This window comes from Amycolatopsis regifaucium (genome assembly GCF_001613935.1).
Classification (GTDB): Bacteria; Actinomycetota; Actinomycetes; order Mycobacteriales; family Pseudonocardiaceae; genus Amycolatopsis; species Amycolatopsis regifaucium.
The window spans coordinates 39,731-59,628 of record NZ_LQCI01000049.1 but is presented as its reverse complement, the minus strand read 5'-3'; the positions used below and the strand labels follow the sequence as shown (position 1 = coordinate 59,628).

Here is a 19,898-nt window from a genome sequence, read left to right as displayed (position 1 = left end):
CTCAGGCCTGCTCGACCAGCTTCGCGCGCAGCCGCATGACGGCGCGGGTGTGCAACTGGCTGACCCGCGACTCGGTGACGCCGAGGACCTTGCCGATCTCGGCGAGCGTCAGGCTCTCGAAGTAGTAGAGACCGACCACGATCCGGTCGCGTTCGGTGAGCTGGGCGATCGCCTGCGCCAGCTGGCGGCGGTTGTCCTGGTCGACCAGGACGGCCACCGGGTCGACGGCGCCGTCGTCGGGCAGGGTGTCGACCAGCGAGCTGCTGTCCTTGCCGGCGGCGACGAGGTCTTCCAGCGCGATGACGCTGGTCAGCTGCAGCTGGCCGTAGAACTCACGCAGGTCGTCGACACCGATTTCCAGTTCGGCCGCCAGTTCGGCGTCGGTCGGCGTGCGGTTCAGCCGGGCACCGAGGCGTTCCAGCGCGCGCTCGGCCTCACGAGCCTTGCTGCGCACCGCCCTCGGGACCCAGTCCTGGGAGCGGAGGTCGTCGAGGATCGCGCCGCGGATGCGCTGCATGGCGTAGGTCTCGAAGCGCAGGCCCCTGGCCGGCTCGAACTTCTCGATCGCGTCGACGAGGCCGAAGATCCCCGATTGAATCAGGTCCCCGACGTCGACGTGGGTGGGCAGGCCGGTGCCGACCCGGCCGGCGACGTACTTGACCAGCGGGGCGTAGTGCAGCACGAGCCTGTCACGCACGACCTGGTCCGGCGACTCGGTGAACTCACGCCACAGCGCCTGTATCCCAGCGTCCACTTCGTAACTCGTCCGCGTTTCGGGCGCGACGGCAGGACCGTCCCCGCCGGAACGGTGTTTCCCGGCGGCTTCGGTGACATGTGGGTCGGCGGTCATCGGACCGCCGTTCTCAGCATGCGACTCAGGATGGTCTCCGTGCTCGTGCGGATGCGCGTGCGCCGCCGATTCGGGCCGTCGGGTCACCTGCCGAGTCTTCCCCGGCATCATCGGGCCCGGGGGTGCGCGCGGTCGTGGATCGCCTTCAGCCGATCGACGGTCACATGAGTGTAGAGCTGCGTCGTAGCCAGCGTAGCGTGACCAAGCAGTTCCTGAACGCTCCGAAGATCGGCACCGCCTTCGAGCAGATGGGTGGCCGCCGAGTGCCTCAGGCCGTGCGGTCCCATGTCGCTCGCGCCCGGCACAGAGCCGACGGCGTCGTGGACGACGCGGCGGGCCGCCCGCGGATCGAGCCTGCCGCCTCGCGCCCCCAGGAAGAGCGCGGCTTCCACCCGGCCGTTCGCTTCGACGGCGAGTTTCGTCCTGCCCTCGTCCAGCCACGCACGCAGCGCGGCTTCGGCCGGGACGCCGAACGGCACGACGCGTTCCTTGCCGCCTTTGCCCAGCACGAGCACGACCCGGCGCGAGAAGTCGACGTCGTCCAGGTCCAGCCCGCACAGTTCGGAGACCCGCACCCCCGTCGCGTAAAGCAGTTCCACGATGGCACTGTCCCGCAACGCCACCGGGTCCCGCTGTTCGGCACCGGCGGCTGAGGCCCGCATGACCTCACTCGCCTGCTCCGCCCGGAGGACCCCGGGGAGCTTGCGGTGCGCGCGCGGCGCCACCAGCCGTCCACCGGGATCGGTCGCGAGCGCCCCGCCGCGGTGTGCCCACGCGGTGAAGGTGCGGGCCGCCGCCGCTCTCCTGGCCAAGGTCGTCCGGCTGGCCCCTTCCTCGCGTTGCCGGGCGAGCCAGCCGCGCAGCGTCGCGATGTCGAGTTCGGGGAACCGGCCACCGTTCCCGTCCACGAAACTCATCAGGGACACCACGTCGCCGACATAGGCACGCACCGTATGCGCGGACAGCCCGCGTTCCAGGGAAAGGTGCCGCTCGTAGTCGTCGATCAGCTTCCGGACAGGTTCCGGCAGCGCGGCACGGGCGGCGCGCAGATCGGGCCTGTGGGCGCGTTTTCCCGTGCCGTGGGTACCTTCGGTCGACGGCATGCCGATCACGCTGCGCGATGTCCGGCGGATGGTCAAGTATCGCCGCACCCTGTTGCGGTGTCCGTGGTCGGATCGTGCCGGGATGGCGTCGCACGGGTAGGCCAGTCAGGTCTTCGCTGTCCGTCTTCGCCACCCTGCGTCACCTCTTTCCGCGAAGCCGTCGAGTTCCAGCTCGGGCAGCAACGAGCGGATCCGCTCCACCGGAATACCGGACTCGGCCGCGATCCGTTCCTCCGGTTTGGCCGACCGTTCGGACAGCGCGTCATGCACGCGCAGTGCCTCCGGGCCGAGCCGATCGGTGCGGCGACCCGGTTTCCGCGGCTCCTCGCCCTGCTGCCCGAGCCGGCCGGCGGTCTCGAGGATCTCGTCGACCGAGGTCACCAGCGTGGCCTCGCCTTCGCGGATCAGCGCGTGGCAGCCCGCGGACATCCCCGACGAAACCGGCCCCGGCATCGCCATCACGACCTTGCCCAGTGCCCCGGCCGTACCCGCGGTGTTCCGCGCACCGCTGCGCCTGCCCGCCTCGATCACGACCGTCCCTTCGGTGAGCGCCGCGATGAGCCTGTTCCGGACGAGGAAGCGATGCCTCGCGGGCGGTGTCCCCGGCGGATACTCGCTGGCCACGGCGCCGGTTTGCCCGATGGTGCGCAACAAGGTCGCGTGCTGGGCCGGGTACCCGGCGTCGATCCCGCAGCCGAGCAGGGCGACCGTCGTGCCCGACGCGCTCAGCGCGCCCCGGTGGGCCGCGCCGTCGATGCCGTACGCCGCTCCCGAGAACACCGGGATCCCCCGGCTCGCGAGGTGATAGCCCACCTCGGCCGCGTTGTGCTCGCCGTACTCGGTCGCCGCGCGGGCGCCGACGATCGCGATCGCCTGGTCGACCGCCTCGTCGAGCCTGGCCGGACCGCGCACCCACAGCGCCAGCGGAGACGCCACTCCAGAGACGCCCCTGCCCCGGGCGACGGCCAGTGAAAGCAAGGGCCAGGCAGGCCATTCACCGTCTTCCGGGATGACGAGCCGGGTCTCGCCCGCCGCCGCCCGCTCCAGATCTCGCTCGGCGTAGTCGTGCGCTCGCCGCGCGGCCGTCTCGTCGCGCACCTTCGCCGGGCAATCGGCTCGGCGCACCCGTTCCGCGGCCACGACCGGACCGTGCTCGCCGACGAAATCGGTCAGCGCGGGCGCCGGTGGCTCGGCCACGCGCAGTAAGTACGACCGCGCGATCCGTTCAGCCTCGAATTCACCCATCAGGATGACCTCTCCCGGAAGTTCAGAGCCGCCGCGACCTCGTCGCTCTCCGGCCTTTCGGCACCTTTCAAATCGGCGAGCGTCCAGGCGATACGGAGACAGCGGTCCGCGCCGCGCGCGGTGATCGCTCCCCGCTCCAGCGCCCGGTCCAGCAACGCCGTGACCGGCGCGGGCAGCGCGAACTCGCGACGCAGAGCCGGGCCGGGCACCTCCGCGTTCGTCGGCCAGCCGTGCTCCGCCCAGCGTTTCGCGGCTCGTTCACGAGCTTCCAGCACGCGTTCACGGACGGCCGCCGACGCCTCGGGCACCTCACTCAGGTGTGCGCTGAGCGCGGAAAGGGGCCGTAGCCGGACCCGCAGATCCACCCGATCGAGTAAAGGTCCGGACAGTCTGCCCAAGTACCGCCTCCGTGCGGCCGCCGAGCACGTGCAATCGGCGTCTTTCGTCGGCGCGCAAGGACAAGGATTCGTCGCGAGGACCAGTTGGAAGCGGGCCGGGTAGCAGACCGCGCCTTTGACCCGCGCGATCCGCACTTCGCCCTCTTCGAGCACCGTGCGCAGCGACTCCAGCCGTTCCGGCCCGAACTCGCAGACTTCGTCGAGGAACAAAATGCCCCGGTGCGCCCTGCTGATGGCTCCGGGCACGGCCAGCCCGCTGCCGCCGCCGATCAGGGCTGGCACGCTGATCGAATGATGGGGCGCGACGAACGGCGGCACGGTGACCAGCGGCGCGGACCGGGACAGTGAACCGTCGATCGAATGGACCGCGGTGACCTGCAACGACTCTTCCGCGGTCAGGCGCGGGAGGAGTCCTGGCAGCCGTTTCGCGAGCATCGTCTTGCCCACCCCGGGAGGCCCGGTCATGAGCAGGTGATGTCCGCCGGCCGCGGCCACCTCCAGCGCCCACCGTGCTTCCGGCTGCCCCACGACGTCGGCGAGATCAGGTATCTTCGCCGGCTCCTGGACCACGGACGGCTCCGGCCGGGCGAGTTCGCCTTCGCCTTTGAGCCAGTCCACGAAATCGCTCAGCCGAGCCACCCCGCCGACTTCCACACCGTCCACGAGAGCGGCTTCGAACAACGACTCGGTGGGGACGACAGCCCGCCGGTAGCCGGCGTTGCGCGCCGCCAGCAATCCCGGCAGTACCCCTCGAACGGCCCGGACCCGGCCGTCGAGGGCCAGTTCGCCGAGCAGCACGGTGTGGAGCAGCTTCGTGGCCGGAACCGACCCCGTCGCGGCCAGGACCGCCGCCGCGATGCCCAGGTCGTAGCCGGAGCCCACCTTCGGCAGGTTCGCCGGCGACAGGCCGAGGATCACGCGTTCGTCCGGCCAGGTCTGCCGCGAATTGCGGACGGCCGAGCGGACCCTGTCCTTGGCCTCCTTCAATCCCGCGTCGGGCAGGCCGACCATCGTCACCTTCGGCGAGCCGCCGCCGATGTCGGCCTCGATCTCGATCATCTTGCCGTCGACGCCGAGCAGCGCGACGGACCACGCTTTCGCCAGTGCCACTCAGAACGCCGCCTTGATATGCCGCACCTGCGGCCGGGTACCGGGCGGGGCGACGATCGCGATGATGTCGTAGCGGACCGGGCACCAGCGGAGCATGAACGCGCGCTGCCACTGATGCGCGAGACGGCGGATGCGATCCGCCTTGTCCGGGGTCACGGCCTCGGCGGGCGTGCCGAAACCGAGCCCGGTCCGGGTCTTCACCTCGCAGAAGACGAGCCGTTTCTTGTCGGTCGCGACGAGGTCCAGCTCACCGTCCCGACAGCGCCAGTTACGGCTCAGGACGACATAGCCCGCCTTCTCCAGATGCCGGACCGCCAGGTCTTCACCCCAACGCCCCAGCTCGGCGCGCGATGCGCCGGTGGACGGCTGTTCGGCCGTGCTCATCATCTCGATCCCCCTCAGCGATCGTCACAGTGCGTGTGCGACCAACGGTGCCAGGGTGATCGGGCACCGGCCAGGCTCGATTCGCCCGCCTGTGGACAACCGGGGTGTTGTGGATGATTCGACCGCGACCGGGCTCCGGCGGCCAGAATCGTCAGAGCCTTGTGCTAGGGCCGCCCCCGGCCGTGCTGGAAGTACATAAAGGCCCCCTTCACTGCGCTAGACGCAGTGAAGGGGGCCTTCATGTACTTGGGAGAAAGACTTCCAGCGGCTCAGCCGGAGAACGGACCGTCTTCCGGCAACCGGAGATCCGGCTTGTCGAGCTCTTCGACGTTGACGTCCTTGAACGTGATGACCCGGACGTGCTTGACGAATCTGGCCGGCCGGTACATGTCCCAGACCCACGCGTCGGACATGCGGACCTCGAAGTACACCTCACCGCCACCGTCGCGCACCTGGACGTCGACGGCGTTGGCCAGATAGAACCGCCGCTCGGTCTCCACCACGTACGAGAACTGGCCGACGATGTCGCGATACTCGCGGTAAAGCGAGAGCTCCATCTCGGTCTCGTACTTCTCGAGATCCTCTGCGCTCATGAAATCCGCGCCCCTCCTCGCGATTCTGCTGCTACTCCAGCGGCGGAGCGTTCATTGTTACCCACGTAAGGGCTGAGGGCACGTATCGGCACGCTCGGGTTTTCCAGCGCCGCGACGGTCAGCACGACCGGGTGAGGCGGCCGCGCCCGGTGCGCGGCGGCCGCGGTGGCCACATTCGCGTACGACCAGCGATGCACCGGGCTCGGGCCGTGCGTGTTCAGCGCCGCGCTGTGCTCCGTGGTGCTGTAGCCCTTGTGCACGTCGAAGCCGTAGTGCGGGTGGGCGTCGTGCAGGTCGCTCATGATCCGGTCCCGCGTGACCTTGGCCAGCACGGATGCCGCCGCCACGCACGCGACGGCCTTGTCGCCCTTGATCACGGGCACGCTCGGGGCGGGCAGCCCGGAGACACGGAATCCGTCGGTCAAGACGTAACCCGGCGTGCTTCGCAACGCCGAGACGGCGCGCCGCATGCCTTCGATGTTCATGACGTGGATACCGAAGAGATCGACCTCGGCCGCCGGGATGACGATGACCGAATAGTCGAGCGCGCGCTGGACGACCCGGTCGTAGACGCGGTCGCGGGCCTTGGCCGTGAGCACCTTCGAATCGGTGAGCTCGGGCAGCCGGGCGGCGTCTCCGGAACGCAGGACGCACGCGGCCACGACGAGCGGGCCGGCGCAAGCACCGCGCCCTGCCTCGTCGACTCCGGCGACGGGCCCGAGGCCACGCCGGTCCAGCGCACTCTGCAACCCCCAGAAGAGGTCGCCACGCACCACTGCTCTCGGCGGCCGAAGCGGCTCGGCCGGTGTGAGCGGTACAGGAACTCTCAAGGCCTTACCGCCTCCGGTCGACCGCCTTGCGCACTCCGGACGACATCCGCCTGCCGAGGAAGACGACGGGCCACGCCGCGGCGATGCCGACACCCAGGGGGAGCCCCTGCTGCCACGCCGGCGCACCGAGCGCCACCGGCTGAGCGGTCGCCTGCGGGTTGTGGTCCGAAACGCCACCCCAGCGGCCGGGCGGGAGCACGATGACGCGCGCCTTGCCGATGATGTTGTCGACCGGGACGGCGCCGTTCACGCCACCGCCGCCCTGGAACCGGGAGTCGCTCGAGTTGTTGCGGTTGTCGCCCATCACCCAGACGTAGCCGGCGGGCACCTTCACCGGATCGAACGTCTTCTGGGTGGGGGGCATGCCCTCTTCCCAGTGGACGTACGGCTCGTCCAGTGCCTTGCCGTCCACGACGACACGGTTGTCGTCGCAGCACTGCACCGTCTGACCGCCGACCGCGATGATCCGCTTGACGAAGTCACGTTCGTCCGGCGGCGCGAAGCCGATCAGGGAACCCAGTGCGCGGAAACCGCTGACGAAGATGTTGCTGGACTCCGGCGTGTCGATCTCGCCCGCCCACGCCGGCGGTCCCTTGAAGACCACCACGTCGCCCGGGCCGGGATCGGTGAAGTCGTACGTGATCCGGTCGACCAGGATCCGGTCGCCCGTGCACCCGCTGCAGCCGTGCAGAGTGGTCTCCATGGAGCCCGAGGGGATCATGTAGACCTTGGCGAGGAACTGCTGGATCAAGATCGTCAGCACGAGTGCGACGACGATCAGGATCGGCAGTTCCTTCCAGAACGACCGCTTTTTGTTGACCTTGCCGAATTTCTTGGCGCCGGATCGGCCCCGGCGGGAGGCCCGGGTGGGGCGCTCCTCTTCGGGGCGATCGGGCTCGTCTTCGGAGGTGTTCTGGGACACGGGTTCGACCACGACGCCAGGTTACCGGTAACCGTGTGACTACCTACTTGGCGGAGGTCGTCTCGCGGTTTTCGCGGCGTTCCTTGATCTTGGCGGCCTTGCCGCGCAGCTCGCGGAGGTAGTACAGCTTCGCCCGGCGGACGTCGCCGCGCTTGAAGACCTCGACCTCGGCGATGTTCGGCGAGTGCACCGGGAAGGTGCGCTCCACGCCGATGCCGAACGACACCTTGCGGACCGTGAAGGTCTCGCGGATGCCGCCGCCCTGGCGACGCAGCACGACGCCCTGGAAGATCTGGTTACGCTCGCGGTTGCCCTCGATGACGCGGACGTGAACCTTGAGCGTGTCGCCCGGTCGGAAGTCCGGGATGTCGGAACGCAGTGACTGCGCGTCCAGCGCGTCCAGGGTGTTCATCGGTGGTCCGTCCTCGTCTTCGTATGGCTTACGTGCAGCTTGGGCGCGCAGTGTCGGGCACTGCGACCTACCCGGGGGCTGATGGCGTTCCGGCGGACCTCGCGGCTTTTACTTCGGCCACTGGCCAAGGTAAAAATTCGCGCGTCTGCTCACGCCAACCTGTCAAGTATTGCAGACCAGGTCTCAGGTGTTCGACCCGGCCTGGCCGGTGCCCTCGTTCAATCGTTCGAGGACCCCACGATCGTGCTTGTCGAGACTACCTTCCGGCAACCGGCCGATCAGTTCGGGCCTGCGGCGGACGGTGCGTTCCAGTGCCTGGTCGCGGCGCCAGCGGTCGATCAGCGCGTGGTTGCCCGAACGCAGGACGTCCGGCACGGCCAGGTCGCGCCAGACTTCCGGCCGCGTGTAGCTGGGGCCTTCGAGGAGGCCGTCGGAGAAGGAGTCCTCCTCGGCGGAGCGGGCGTTCCCGAGTACTCCGGGCAGCAGCCTGACGACGGCCTCGACCATCACCAGTACCGCGGCCTCGCCGCCGACGAGCACGTAGTCGCCGATCGAGACCTCGTCGACGGGCATCCGCCGTGCGGCGTCGTCGATCACCCGCTGGTCGATGCCCTCGTAGCGGCCGCAGGCGAACACCAGGTGCTCTTCCGCGGCGTACTGATGCGCCATGGCCTGCGTGAACGGGCGTCCGGCGGGGGTCGGGACCACGAGGCGGGTGTTCTCGCCGCAGACGTCGTCCAGGGCGGGGCCCCAGACCTGCGGTTTCATCACCATGCCGGGCCCGCCGCCGTACGGCGCGTCGTCGACCGCGCGGTGGACGTCGTGCGTCCAGTCCCGCAGGTCGTGGACGCCGACCTCGATGAGGCCGCGGTCGATCGCACGCCCGAGCAGTGCGGCGCGGAGCGGATCGAGGTATTCGGGGAAGATCGTGACGACGTCGAGGCGCATCAGGCGTCCAGCAGGCCTTCCGGCGGGTCGAGGACCACACGGCCGCCCGCGACGTCGACCACCGGGACGATCGCCTTCACGAACGGCACGAGCACCTCACGTCCGTCGTACTCGATCGACAACAGTTCCCCCGCGGGCGAATGCGCGATTTCGAGCACCTTGCCGATGACCGTGCCATCGGTGAGTTCGGCCCGCAGGCCTTCGAGTTCGTGGTCGTAGAACTCGTCGGGGTCTTCGGTCGGCGGCAGCGTCGAGGTGTCGGCGATCAGCAGGGCGCCGCGGAGGGTCTCCGCGACATCCCTGGTCAGCACCTCTTCGAAACGCACCAGCAGCCGCCCGCTGTGTTCGCGGGCGGCTGCGATGGTGAGGTCTCTGCTGCTGCCGTCACGCAGCTTCGTCGTGACGACCGAACCGACCGCGAACCGCTGTTCCGGCGAGTCCGTGCGCACGTCCACCGCGAGTTCACCGCGGATTCCGTGCGCCTTGGCGATCCGGCCGACTACGACGTCCATCCCGTTGGTTCCCCGGTCAGCGATCGGTGTCGACGACGTCCACGCGGACGCCGCGGCCACCGATGCCGCCCATGACGGTGCGCAAGGCGGTCGCCGTGCGACCGCCCCGGCCGATCACCTTGCCGAGATCGTCGGGGTGCACATGCACCTCGAGCGTGCGGCCACGACGTGTGGTCAGCAGCTCGACCCGGACCTCGTCCGGGTTGTCGACGATCCCGCGCACCAGGTGTTCGAGGGAGTCAGCGAGGAAGCTCACGCCTCGGCCTTGTCACCCTCGGCGGCCTCCGCCTTGTCGGCTTCGGCCTTCTTCGGGGCGGACTTCTTCTTCGGCGTGGTGGCCTCGGTCGAGGGGGCGTCACCGGCCGCGGCGAGCGCGGCGTTGAACAGGTCCTGCTTCGACGGCTTCGGCTCGGCGACCTTCAGGGTGCCTTCGGCGCCCGGGAGGCCCTTGAACTTCTGCCAGTCGCCGGTGATCTCGAGGATGCGCTGGACCGGCTCGGTCGGCTGCGCGCCGACGGACAGCCAGTGCTGGGCACGCTCGGTGTCGACCTCGATGAAGCTCGGCTCTTCCTTCGGGTGGTACTTGCCGATCGTCTCGATGGCCTTGCCATCACGGCGAGTGCGCGCGTCGGCGACGATGATGCGGTAGTACGGCGCACGGATCTTGCCGAGACGCTGCAGCTTGATCTTGACGGCCACGGGTGTGGGTACTCCTCAGTTCTCTCTGATGCAGGTGGAAGGCGCACGCCAGCCGAGTGGGGAACGGCTGCGCACACCCGAAGGTCCGAAGCTCGGGCACGGTGAGAGGGTCCGGCCAAAGCAGGCAAGCGTACATTCTGCCAGACGCCGGCTGACTGTCAGAACGCGGCTATCCCGAGCGAGGCGAGCAGGATCGTCACGGCCGGGAGGAAGTTGTTCACCTGATGGGCGACCACGCTGCCGAGCAGCCGTCCGGTGAACACCCTGGCCAGCCCGATCGGGATCGCGATCACCAGCAGCAACGTGGTGCGCAGCGGTTCGAGATGGCTCGCCGCGAAAATGGCCGTCGAGACCAGGAACGCCGCGATCCTCCCCCAGCGCTCGGTACGCCACTGCAGCCGTTCGACCGCGCCCCACAGCAGACCGCGGTAGATGATCTCTTCGCAGATCGGCCCGACCAGCCACAGGTAGATGAACATGACGACGGCCGCCGACACCGACATCCGGCGGTCTTCGACGAGCGCGCTGATCGCCGAGGTCGCGTTCGCGTCGCCGACGACCTGCGTCCAGACGTAGGCGGCGAGCGAGGTGAACCCGAGTCCGAGCACGCCGAGTTTGAGCCCGAGCTTGACGTCGGCCCAGCTCCAGCCGATCCGCAGATCGGTGAACGGGCCGTTGCCGCGCAGCCTGGTGATCAGCAACGCGACTCCGGCGGCGATCATCGTCGGCACCATGGTGCCCAGCAGCACCATGCGCATCGGCAGCGGCTGGCCGGGCTGGACGTCGCCGAGCAGGACGCTGATGAACGCCGCCGAGGCGAGCAGGACGGCCTCCACCAGGAGAAAGGCCCCGAACCCCCAACGATGCGGCGGTGGCGTGTCGGGCGCGGCCACCTCACCTCCGGCAGTGACTTCTTCCGGGAGCTCGTCCGGCGGCGCCGCCTCGGGGATCGGCTCCCTTGGCTGAGATACGGTCACGCCGATCCTCCGGTGATCGTTCGGTTACTCACAGACTCTAGGGCGTGTCCGGCGAATCTGTTCCATGGACTTCGTGATCCAGGTGGTTCCTGGGGGTGCGGGCCCTTCGTCCTCGTACCGGGCGTACTCGGGCGAAGGGCCCGTGCCGCCAGGGGCCGCCTGGGCGCGGAGGCCGGGGACGTGATTTGCCGGACACGCCCTAGCCGCCAGGACTGGCGATCACCCCTCCGCTGAAGAGCAATACCGCCGGTGGGAGGTTGTTGGCCGCGTGCGCGATGACCGCCGCGCTCACCCGGCCCGAAAGATAGCGGGCGAGGCCGATCGCGATGCCCTGGCCGAACAGCGCGATCGTGCGCGCGGCCTCCCCGTGCAACTGGGCGAACACCAGCGCGGTGACCAACAGGATCACCCATGAGGGCAACCGGTGGAAGCCCATCGCGTTCCAGAGCGTGCCGCGGAAGAGCAGTTCTTCGGTGACCGGGGCGGCGAAGACGACGATGGCCGCGGCGACCACCAGCCAGACGGTGTCGCCTTCGGTGGTGCCGGACAGTTCCGTGATCGGGCCGGGCGAGACGTCGGAAATGGTCCTGTCGGTGCTGTCGGTCCCGTAGACGGCGAGCAGGAGCAGGTTGAGGAGGTAGCCGGCGGCGAGCGCGGCCGCCCCGCAGGCGAGCCCGATCCGGACGTCACGCCACGTGGGTTTGAGGCCGAAGTCCGCGCGGAGTCCTCGTCCCCAGACCCGGGAACCGGCCACGGGGCCGAGGCCGAGCACGAGGGTCGGGAGGAACGCGAGGATCAGCAGCGGGCCGACGTCGCGGAGTTCGAGCGGGTCGTAGCCGCCGAAGCGGCCCGACATCAGGAAACTCATGACGAGAGTGACGAGGTGGTATCCGGCGATGCCCGCGAAGAACGCTACGAATCCCCAGTGCGCTCCGAGCACCAGACGCTCGCGAGCCTGCCCGTCGTCCACCACGCCTCCACGCTAAGCACCGCTCCGGTCACGGGTGGAGTCGGGTCAGGCGTAGATCTTGCCACGCAGGACGATGTGACTCGGATGCCGCAGCACCGCGAGATCCTCACGCGGATCGGACGGGTAGACCAGCAGATCGGCCGAAGCGCCATCGACGATTCCTGGCACGCCAAGCCATTCGCGGGCCGCCCACGAAGCCGAAGCCAGCGCCTGTCCGGCGGACATGCCCGCCTTGTGGAGTGCCTCGATCTCGTCGACGAGCCTGCCGTGTTCGACCATGCCGCCCGCGTCGCTACCGGCGTACACCCGCACGCCCGCCTCGATCGCCGTCGACACCATCTGCCCCACACCGGCGTGCAATGCCCGCATGTGGTCGGCGTACACCGGGTATTTGCCCGCCTTGTCGGCGATTCCGGGGAAGTTCTCGATGTTGATCAGCGTCGGCACGAGCGCGATACCGCGTTCGGCGAGGACATCCAGCTGATCGGCCGAAAGTTCGGTGCCGTGCTCCAGACAGTCGATCCCCGCGTCGATCAAGCCGGGCAACGCGGCCTGGCCGAACACGTGCGCCGTCACCTTGGCGCCCTCGGCGTGCGCGACGGCGATGGCCTCGGCGAGGACGTCATCGGGCCAGAGCGGCGCGAGATCGCCGATGCCGCGGTCGATCCAGTCGCCGACGAGTTTGACCCAGCCGTCGCCGTCGCGGGCCTGCTCGGCGACCGCCTTCGGCAGTTCGGCAGGGTCGTCGAGTTCGATGCCGAGACCGGGGATGTAGCGCTTGCGCAGGGCCAGATGCCGTCCGGCGCGGATGATCCGCGGCAGGTCGGCGCGTTCCTGCAACGGCCGGACGTCGATCGGCAGCCCGCAGTCGCGGATCAGCAGGGTTCCGGCGTCGCGATCGGTGATCGCCTGGTCGGCGGCCTCTTCGAGGGTGGTGGCGCCGCCGACCCCGATGCCGGGATGGCAATGCGCGTCGACCAGCCCGGGCACGAGAAAGCCTTCCCGGACAACGGTTTCCGCTCCGGCGACCGGTTCACTCGTGATCCGGCCGCCGGTGATCCACAGCTCGCGGTGCTCGCCGTCCGGCAGGACGACGCCCGCCAGGTGCAGCGCCTCCACGCCTACTTGTCCTTCGGGAACTTGAACTTCTTGGGGTCGAAGCCCGGTACGTCGTTCATCCCGCCGAGCTGGGAGAGGTCGGGCATGCCGCCGCCGGGGCCGCCGGGCATCCCGCCCGGGGGCAACATCGGCATGCCGCCGGGGAAGCCGCCGCGGACCTTGGGCTGCGTCGGGCCGCGCCCCTTGCCCTTCTTCCCCTTCTTGCCCTTGCGGTTCTTGCTGCCGCCTCCGCCGCCGAAGCCGAAGCGGCCGGCCATCTGCGCCATCATCTTGCGCGCCTCGAAGAACCGGTTGACCAGTTCGTTGACGTCGCGGACGGCGACGCCGGACCCCTTCGCGATCCGCAGGCGGCGCGAAGCGTTGATCATCTTCGGGTCGTCGCGTTCGGCGGGGGTCATCCCGCGGATGATCGCCTGCAGCTTGTCGAGGTGCTTGTCGTCGACCTGCGCGAGCTGGTCCTTCATCTGCCCGGCGCCGGGCAGCATGCCGAGCAGGTTGCCGATCGGGCCCATCTTGCGGACCGCGAGCATCTGCTCGAGGAAGTCCTCCAGGGTGAGCTGGCCGCTGCCGAGCTTGGCCGCGGTCTGCTCGGCCTTCTCCTGGTCGAAATGCTCCTCGGCCTGCTCGATGAGGCTGAGCACGTCGCCCATGCCGAGGATCCGGCTGGCCATCCGGTCCGGGTGGAAGAGGTCGAAGTCCTCGAGCTTCTCACCGTTCGACGCGAACAGGATCGGCTGGCCGGTGACCTGGCGGACCGAGAGCGCGGCACCACCGCGGGCGTCACCGTCGAGTTTGGTGAGCACGACGCCGCTGAACCCGACGCCGTCGCGGAACGCCTCGGCCGTGGTGACCGCGTCCTGACCGATCATCGCGTCGACGACGAACAGCGTCTCGTCCGGCGACACGGCGTCGCGGATGTCCGCGGCCTGCTTCATCAGCTCTTCGTCGACACCGAGACGACCGGCGGTGTCGACGAGGACGATGTCGTGCTGGGCGCGCTTGGCCTCGTCGATGGCGCGGCGGGCGACGTCGACCGGGTCGCCGACGCCGTTGCCGGGTTCGGGCGCGAATGTGGTGACGCCCGCGCGCTCGCCAACGACCTGCAGCTGCGTGACGGCGTTGGGGCGCTGGAGGTCACAGGCGACCAGCAGCGGCGCGTGTCCCTGCTTCTTCAGCCACAGCGCGAGCTTTCCGGCGAGGGTGGTCTTACCGGCACCCTGCAGACCCGCGAGCATGATGACCGTCGGCGGGTTCTTCGCGAACGACAGCCGCCTGGTCTCGCCGCCGAGGATGGTGACCAGTTCCTCGTTGACGATCTTGATGACCTGCTGCGCCGGGTTCAGCGCACCGTGCACCTCGGCGCCCTTGGCGCGGTCCTTGATGCGGGCGATGAAGTCCTTGACCACCTGCAGCGCGACATCCGCTTCGAGCAGCGCGATCCGGATCTCACGCGCGGTGGCGTCGATGTCGGCGTCGGAGAGCCTGCCCTTGCGCGACAGGGTCTGCAGGGCGGACGTGAGCCGATCGGAGAGGGTGTCGAACACGGGTGTGCACGCTCCAGCTGGGTCGTTTGTGGCGAGCCGGTACGGACCGGCGGCTTTCCAGGGTAGTCGGTGTGCGGGGCAGGCGTTTGACGCGGTTGCGGCCGCCCGTGGCTCAGGGCTTGCGGAGGTCGGCTTCGGTGAGGGCCCGGATCACGTCGGCGCGGGCGGTGCCGGACTCGCGGACGGTGCGGCTCATCTCCACGTGCAGGAAGGCCGTGCCTTCCTCGGCCGCGGCCTTGCCCTGGACGTTCTTCATCCCTTCCAGCGCGCCGCACGAGGAGGTCCACGCCCGGCAAACCGAGAACCCACCGCCGGCGAGCCGGTCCGCCGCGCGCCGGATGGGATCTCCGGCCATCGACATTCCCGACGACAGCACGATGTCGTCGTCCGGCATGTTCTGGTCGTCGAACCCGTGCAGCTGTACCTGTGTCATCCCGCGTCCGGCGAGGGTCGCGGCCACGACGTGGAACACCGAGTCCACTTCATGCGCGACATCGGCGTGGCCGTCGTCGGCCTTCCGGTGCGCGCCCGCGATCAGCAGGACCGCGCCCGGGACCCGCTGGAAGTAGTCGAGGCCGAACAACTCCGTCTTCAGGTCCGACGCCGGATGCGGGACCTCGATGACGAGTGACGCCGGCGCGGAGCGGTCGATCAGGTACAGCCCCCATGCCCGCTCGGTGCCGGACTCGTTCGTGGCGATCGTGTACGGCCGCCCGGTGTCCGCGTCCACGCCGTCCCGCACCGAGAACCCGAGCTTCTCGAGATCGGACGGCGTCGCGCGCCCGGCGTCCAGCAGTGTGGTGAAACCGGCAGCCGCTTCACGACGTTCGTCGGCTTTCGGCGAACGGTGATCCTGCTCGGCGGAGAGTGCCGAGGTGAACCCGGCGATCACGGAACGCAGGCTCCCGTCCGGCGGCGGACCGGGCTTGGGCGACTCGTCCTCGCCGAGGATCAGCACGAGCGTCAGCACCAGGGCCAGCGCGACGGCGATACCGGTCACGCTGAGCAACATCCGTTTTCGGCTGATCACCACCCGAAGCCTACTGGCTCACCCGAATAGGTAGCCTTAGCCGCGATTTGGCCCGATGAGTGAGTTGTAACGTCACTGAGGGCAAATTTGATATCCGCGTGTAACCCGATTGGGTGCGGGTTGCGCTAGTGGCCGATCAGGGCCGCGATCACCCCCGATCTTCGAACTGAAAGGCCTGGGGGCCAGGTGAATCGGCAAAAGGACCAGCTCGACCCGGTGGCGCGGCTTCGCGATCAGATCCCCGAGGCGGGCTTTCCGCGTGGCGTGGGAGTGGCGTCCGCCACGGGTTTCGTCCTGCTGTTGCTGATCACCGCCTTCACCGCCCTTTATCTGTCCACCTCCGGTCCGCTTTCGGCTATCGGCGGGAAATCCGGTGACCTCGTCCCGCACGAGGTCACCGAGGGCCAGCGGCGCGCGACCGTCGCCCTCGCGCAGGCGCTGGCCACCTCCGCCACCACCGCCGCCAGCGATCTGCAGGTCAGCACCGGCTCCGGGCTGTTCGACAACACCGACGACGAAGCCGTCCTCAACCGCCTCGGCGAGACGTATCCGGATTGGCGCGGCATCGTCGTCTTCGACCCCGCCGCCCGGAAGGTCCTGGCCACGCACGGCGAACCGGTGGCCGTCGAAAGCCTTCGCGACGTCGCCGTCTCCACACTCACGGTCCGCCCGATCGCCCGGCCCGGCGACTCGCCGCTCGTCCTCACGGCGCTCCCGCTCACCGGTGCCCGAGCGGGCAAGCTCCTCGTCGTCTCGACCGCGCTGCGCGGTGTGCAGCCGGAGCTCGACAAGGACGCGAAACAACAGCTCCGGCTGGTCACCCCGGACGGCGCGCTGCTCTACTCGTACGGCGCCGAAATACCCGAGAACGACAAGACGGCACAGGAGCTCCTCACCCGCGCCACCGCCGCCGGGGCCGCCGGGGAATCGGGCGCGTTCACCGGTGAAGCGATGGCCGAACCCACCAAACCGGACAAGCGGATCGCGCCGGTCGTGTCCTTCGCCCCGGTGACCTCGGACGGCACCGCGGGCAGTCTCGGGCTGACCGCCGTCACCATCAGCCGCTTCCCGGTCGAACCGGTCCCCGCGCGCTGGCCGGGCCTGATCCCGGCCGCCGCGCTGCTGGTCCTCGCCGTCGGCGGTTTCGTGCTGCTGCGGCGTACGGTCGTCGCGCCGATCCTGCGCCTGCGCGCCGACGCGCTCGCCGTCGCGGCGGGGGTGCTCGACCGGCCGGTGCGCCAATCCCGCGTCCACGAGGTGAACCGGCTGACCCGTGCCGTCGAGCGCTGCCGGTCGAAGCTGAGGCGGCGCAAGGTCGGCGCCAAGGTCAAGCCGTTCATCTCCGCACAGGCCGTCGTCGCGCTCGTTTCCCTGGCGCTGCTCGGCTGGTCGGTCACCGTCGCCGCGACCCTCGGTCGCCAGAACGCCGCCGTCTCGCCCACCGTGCTGAGCGAGTACGGCGGCCGCGTCACGCACTCGGCCGACACGCTGCGCCGAAGCCTCTCGCAGGGCCTCGGTGACCTTCGGGCCGTCGCGAGGCTCAGCGCGGGCAAGCAACCGGATCAGCTGCGCGGCATGCTCGAGCAGCTCGCCATGAACGAGAGCCGGTTCCGCAGCGTCTACCTGACCGACGCCGACGGCGGGGTGCTCCAGTCGGCCGGGCGTGAGGCACTGCGCGATCCGGGCAAGCTGCCCGACGGCGCGGGCCTGCGCCAGCACAACACCAGTGGCCGGGTGCCCGTGGTCTACGCCTTCACGCATCTGCCGGATTCGGCACAGGTCCTGGTCGGCGAATACGACGTGCCGCGGATGGCTTCGATGCTCGGCTCGGCGGGCGGCCGGGTCCGCGTGGTCGACGAAGGCAAGCGCACCATCGCCGACACCGAGGGCTACTTCGCCTTCTCCCAGCTCACCGACCCCGTCTTGGTCAAGAACTTCACCACCGCGCAGACCGGTGAGGACGCCCGTGAAACCACGTCGACGACCCTGGTCGCGGCGGAGCGCCTCGCCGGCGAGGGCAGTGTGGCCGAGCTGAAGTGGGTCGTCGTCGCCGAGCAGCCGATCGGCTCGCTCGGCGTCGCGGACAACACGGTGCGGGCGGGTGCCCGCGTGGCCGCGCTCCTGACCGCCGTCGTCGCGCTGATGTTGTTCGCCTGGCATCTGCTCGTCGTCATCCGGCCGCTGCGGCGCGTCGCGGAATCCGCCGTGCCGATCGCCAAGGGCATCGGGATGGGTGCCGTGGTCTACCCGCAGCGCCAGGACGAGATCGGCAGCATCGCCTCCTGCGTCGAGATCTGCCGCCAGGCGTTGACCGAAGGCAAGGCGCGTCTCGGCGAGGTCCGGCGTCCGGCGGGCGCGGCGACCGACGAGACCGCGCTGCTCCAGCGGGTGAAGGACGCGCCCAAGGCCGAACGGCGACCAGAACCGCGTGTCGCGCCCCGTCGCCCGGCGCGGCCGCACCGCGACCTCCCCCGGGCCGCCCGCGACGAACCCCGGCCGGAACAGCCGCGGGCGCCACGACGCCAGCGAGGGCCGGGCGAAAGCCGGCAACCACACCTGGCCGAACGGGGCCGGAGCCCGAAGTGACGTTTCTTTACTTCGTACTGCTCACCGCGTCGGCGGCGATGCTGGCCGCCGGGATCGCCGAGCAGCGCAACCATTACCGGAACCTGCACAGCATCCCGACGCGGGTGCTGGTCAACGGCATTCGCGGCAAATCGTCGATCACCCGTCTCTGCGCGGGCGCGCTCCGCGGCGGGGGGCTGGTGACGACCGCGAAGACCACCGGCACCGCGGCCCGGTTCATCCACCCCGACGGCAGCGAAGAGCCGGTCTACCGCAAGTTCGGCATCGCCAACGTCGTCGAGCAGATCGGCATCGTGCGCCGCGCCGCCGCGTACCGGCCGGACGCGCTGGTGATCGAGTGCATGGCCGTCATGCCGGACCTCCAGGAGATCAACCAGAGCAAGCTGATCCGGTCCACCATCGGCGTGCTCTGCAACGTCCGCGAGGACCACCTCGCCGAGATGGGCCCGACGCTGGACGACGTCGCGCGCTCGCTGAGCCGCTCGATGCCGATCGGCGGGATCTGCCTCACCGCGGAGAAGGACCGGCTCGCGATCCTCCAGGAGGAGGCGGACAAGCGGAACTGCCGTCTGATCGCCGTCGACCCCGAAACGGTCACCGACGAGGAGATGCGCGGGTTCAGCTGGATCACGTTCAAGGAGAACGTCGCCATCGCGCTGGCCGTCGCCGACCTCCTCAAGGTCAACCGGCGGCTGGCGCTCGAAGGCATGTGGGCCGCCCCACCCGACCCCGGCGTCCTCCAGGTCCACCACTACCGCGCGGGGCGCCGAAAGCTCCGCTTCGCGAACGTCTTCGCCGCGAACGACCCCGAATCGACACTGATGAACATCGACCAGCTCCGCGCGCAGGGCGCGATCGCCGATCCGCTCCACGTGATCATCAACTGCCGCCCCGACCGGGTCGAGCGCAACGGCCAGATGGGCGCGCTGATCCCGCGGATCGCCCCGGACCGGGTGGTGCTGATCGGCGACCCGACGCGCAGTGCGCGGAACGCGATCCCGAGCGAATGGCAGGACCGCGTCCTCGACCTCGGTGGCTCGCGACCGCCGGAGGAGCTGCTGCGCAAGATCGTCGGCGGTATCGACCGGCAGGCGTCGCTGGTCGCCATCGGCAACATCCACGGACAGGGCGAACTCCTCATCGACGAACTCGCCAAACTGGAAGCGGTCGCCTCCTGATGCTCACCACGTCCCTCTCCCCCGAGGTCGCCACCATCGGTCTCGCCATCGGGCTGCTGCTGTCACTGGTCTGCTACCTGACCACGAACCTCTCACCCGGCGGCATGATCACCCCCGGCTGGATCGCCTTGACCATCGTCGAGGACTTCCGGCGGGCGGCGATCATCGTGCTGATGACCGCGCTGACCTACGCGGGCACGAAAGTGTTGCAGCGCCTGGTGATCCTGTACGGTAAGCGGTTGTTCGCCGCGGTCGTGCTGCTCGGGGTAGTGCTGCAGACGACCTTGCTGCTCTTCCTCCAGGCCGACTTCCCGCTGTTGTTCGTGCACCAGACCCTGGGTTTCGTGGTGCCCGGCCTGGTGGCCTACCAGCTGGTCCGGCAGCCACCGGCGGCGACCGTCCTCGCCACCGGCGGGGTGAGCCTCGGCTGTTACGCGATCCTGATCAGCGGAGTGCTGGTCGGGCTGGTCCCCGAGGTGTGAGGTCGG

21 protein-coding genes are annotated in these 19,898 nt (G+C 69.5%); 3 read left to right on the top strand and 18 right to left on the bottom strand.

The window, feature by feature from the left end; genetic code table 11:
* Position 1: 1 nt before the first annotated feature.
* From AVL48_RS32215 to AVL48_RS32130, 18 genes are all read right to left on the bottom strand, one after another.
* Entirely contained in the window at positions 2-937 is a 936-nt protein-coding gene (locus AVL48_RS32215; RefSeq protein ID WP_061984564.1) for a FliA/WhiG family RNA polymerase sigma factor, read from the bottom strand.
* A gap of 20 nt (positions 938-957) precedes the next feature.
* Entirely contained in the window at positions 958-1,953 is a 996-nt protein-coding gene (locus AVL48_RS32210; protein WP_061984566.1) for a tyrosine recombinase XerC, read from the bottom strand.
* A gap of 105 nt (positions 1,954-2,058) precedes the next feature.
* The gene (gene dprA / locus AVL48_RS32205; protein ID WP_061984464.1) at positions 2,059-3,198 is read right to left on the bottom strand and encodes a DNA-processing protein DprA; all 1,140 of its coding nucleotides are present in this window, start codon (positions 3,196-3,198) and stop codon (positions 2,059-2,061) included.
* Positions 3,198-4,706 carry a YifB family Mg chelatase-like AAA ATPase gene (locus AVL48_RS32200; RefSeq protein WP_061984466.1) on the bottom strand — a complete coding sequence of 503 codons (1,509 nt, stop codon included), beginning with the start codon at positions 4,704-4,706 and terminating at the stop codon, positions 3,198-3,200. Before AVL48_RS32200 ends, dprA begins: the two co-directional genes overlap by 1 nt.
* Positions 4,707-5,093: a YraN family protein gene (locus AVL48_RS32195; protein ID WP_061984468.1), complete on the bottom strand. Its 387-nt coding sequence runs from the start codon at positions 5,091-5,093 to the stop codon at positions 4,707-4,709.
* Positions 5,094-5,359: 266 nt separating this feature from the next.
* The gene (locus tag AVL48_RS32190) at positions 5,360-5,683 is read right to left on the bottom strand and encodes a DUF2469 domain-containing protein (protein WP_003096226.1); all 324 of its coding nucleotides are present in this window, start codon (positions 5,681-5,683) and stop codon (positions 5,360-5,362) included.
* Positions 5,680-6,459, bottom strand: coding sequence for a ribonuclease HII (locus AVL48_RS32185; RefSeq protein WP_061984470.1), 780 nt, complete (start codon positions 6,457-6,459; stop codon positions 5,680-5,682). Before AVL48_RS32185 ends, AVL48_RS32190 begins: the two co-directional genes overlap by 4 nt.
* 58 nt (positions 6,460-6,517) lie before the next feature.
* Positions 6,518-7,447: a signal peptidase I gene (gene lepB / locus AVL48_RS32180; protein WP_061984472.1), complete on the bottom strand. Its 930-nt coding sequence runs from the start codon at positions 7,445-7,447 to the stop codon at positions 6,518-6,520.
* Between the two features lie 31 nt (positions 7,448-7,478).
* Positions 7,479-7,847, bottom strand: a complete 369-nt coding sequence (gene rplS, locus AVL48_RS32175) for a 50S ribosomal protein L19 (protein ID WP_005154717.1) — start codon at positions 7,845-7,847, stop codon at positions 7,479-7,481.
* A 183-nt stretch (positions 7,848-8,030) separates the two neighbouring features.
* Positions 8,031-8,795: a tRNA (guanosine(37)-N1)-methyltransferase TrmD gene (gene trmD / locus AVL48_RS32170; RefSeq protein WP_061984474.1), complete on the bottom strand. Its 765-nt coding sequence runs from the start codon at positions 8,793-8,795 to the stop codon at positions 8,031-8,033.
* Positions 8,795-9,307, bottom strand: coding sequence for a ribosome maturation factor RimM (rimM, locus tag AVL48_RS32165; protein ID WP_061984476.1), 513 nt, complete (start codon positions 9,305-9,307; stop codon positions 8,795-8,797). The genes trmD and rimM overlap by 1 nt, the downstream gene beginning before the upstream one ends.
* 16 nt (positions 9,308-9,323) lie before the next feature.
* Positions 9,324-9,563, bottom strand: a complete 240-nt coding sequence (locus AVL48_RS32160) for an RNA-binding protein (RefSeq protein WP_003103110.1) — start codon at positions 9,561-9,563, stop codon at positions 9,324-9,326.
* On the bottom strand, positions 9,560-10,006 hold the full coding sequence (rpsP, locus tag AVL48_RS32155; protein ID WP_061984478.1) for a 30S ribosomal protein S16: 447 nt from the start codon (positions 10,004-10,006) through the stop codon (positions 9,560-9,562). The genes AVL48_RS32160 and rpsP overlap by 4 nt, the downstream gene beginning before the upstream one ends.
* A gap of 158 nt (positions 10,007-10,164) precedes the next feature.
* Positions 10,165-10,983 carry a CPBP family intramembrane glutamic endopeptidase gene (locus AVL48_RS32150; protein ID WP_061984480.1) on the bottom strand — a complete coding sequence of 273 codons (819 nt, stop codon included), beginning with the start codon at positions 10,981-10,983 and terminating at the stop codon, positions 10,165-10,167.
* Positions 10,984-11,182: 199 nt separating this feature from the next.
* Entirely contained in the window at positions 11,183-11,953 is a 771-nt protein-coding gene (locus AVL48_RS32145; protein WP_082857834.1) for a CPBP family intramembrane glutamic endopeptidase, read from the bottom strand.
* Positions 11,954-11,998: 45 nt separating this feature from the next.
* Positions 11,999-13,072, bottom strand: a complete 1,074-nt coding sequence (locus AVL48_RS32140; protein WP_061984484.1) for an amidohydrolase family protein — start codon at positions 13,070-13,072, stop codon at positions 11,999-12,001.
* Positions 13,073-13,074: 2 nt separating this feature from the next.
* The gene (gene ffh, locus AVL48_RS32135; protein WP_061984485.1) at positions 13,075-14,616 is read right to left on the bottom strand and encodes a signal recognition particle protein; all 1,542 of its coding nucleotides are present in this window, start codon (positions 14,614-14,616) and stop codon (positions 13,075-13,077) included.
* A gap of 112 nt (positions 14,617-14,728) precedes the next feature.
* A complete protein-coding gene (locus tag AVL48_RS32130; protein WP_244162538.1) occupies positions 14,729-15,646 on the bottom strand; it encodes a hypothetical protein in 918 nt (305 codons plus the stop codon).
* A gap of 186 nt (positions 15,647-15,832) precedes the next feature.
* Here AVL48_RS32130 and AVL48_RS32125 point away from each other — a divergent pair, with 186 nt between their 5' ends.
* Genes AVL48_RS32125 through AVL48_RS32115 form a run of 3 tightly spaced genes read left to right on the top strand, consistent with a single transcriptional unit; the run spans position 15,833 to position 19,892 of the window.
* Positions 15,833-18,232, top strand: coding sequence for a HAMP domain-containing protein (locus AVL48_RS32125; RefSeq protein WP_061984487.1), 2,400 nt, complete (start codon positions 15,833-15,835; stop codon positions 18,230-18,232).
* Positions 18,229-19,410: a poly-gamma-glutamate synthase PgsB gene (gene pgsB, locus AVL48_RS32120; protein WP_061984489.1), complete on the top strand. Its 1,182-nt coding sequence runs from the start codon at positions 18,229-18,231 to the stop codon at positions 19,408-19,410. The genes AVL48_RS32125 and pgsB overlap by 4 nt, the downstream gene beginning before the upstream one ends.
* The gene (locus AVL48_RS32115) at positions 19,410-19,892 is read left to right on the top strand and encodes a poly-gamma-glutamate biosynthesis protein PgsC/CapC (RefSeq protein WP_061984491.1); all 483 of its coding nucleotides are present in this window, start codon (positions 19,410-19,412) and stop codon (positions 19,890-19,892) included. The genes pgsB and AVL48_RS32115 overlap by 1 nt, the downstream gene beginning before the upstream one ends.
* Positions 19,893-19,898: the final 6 nt, after the last annotated feature.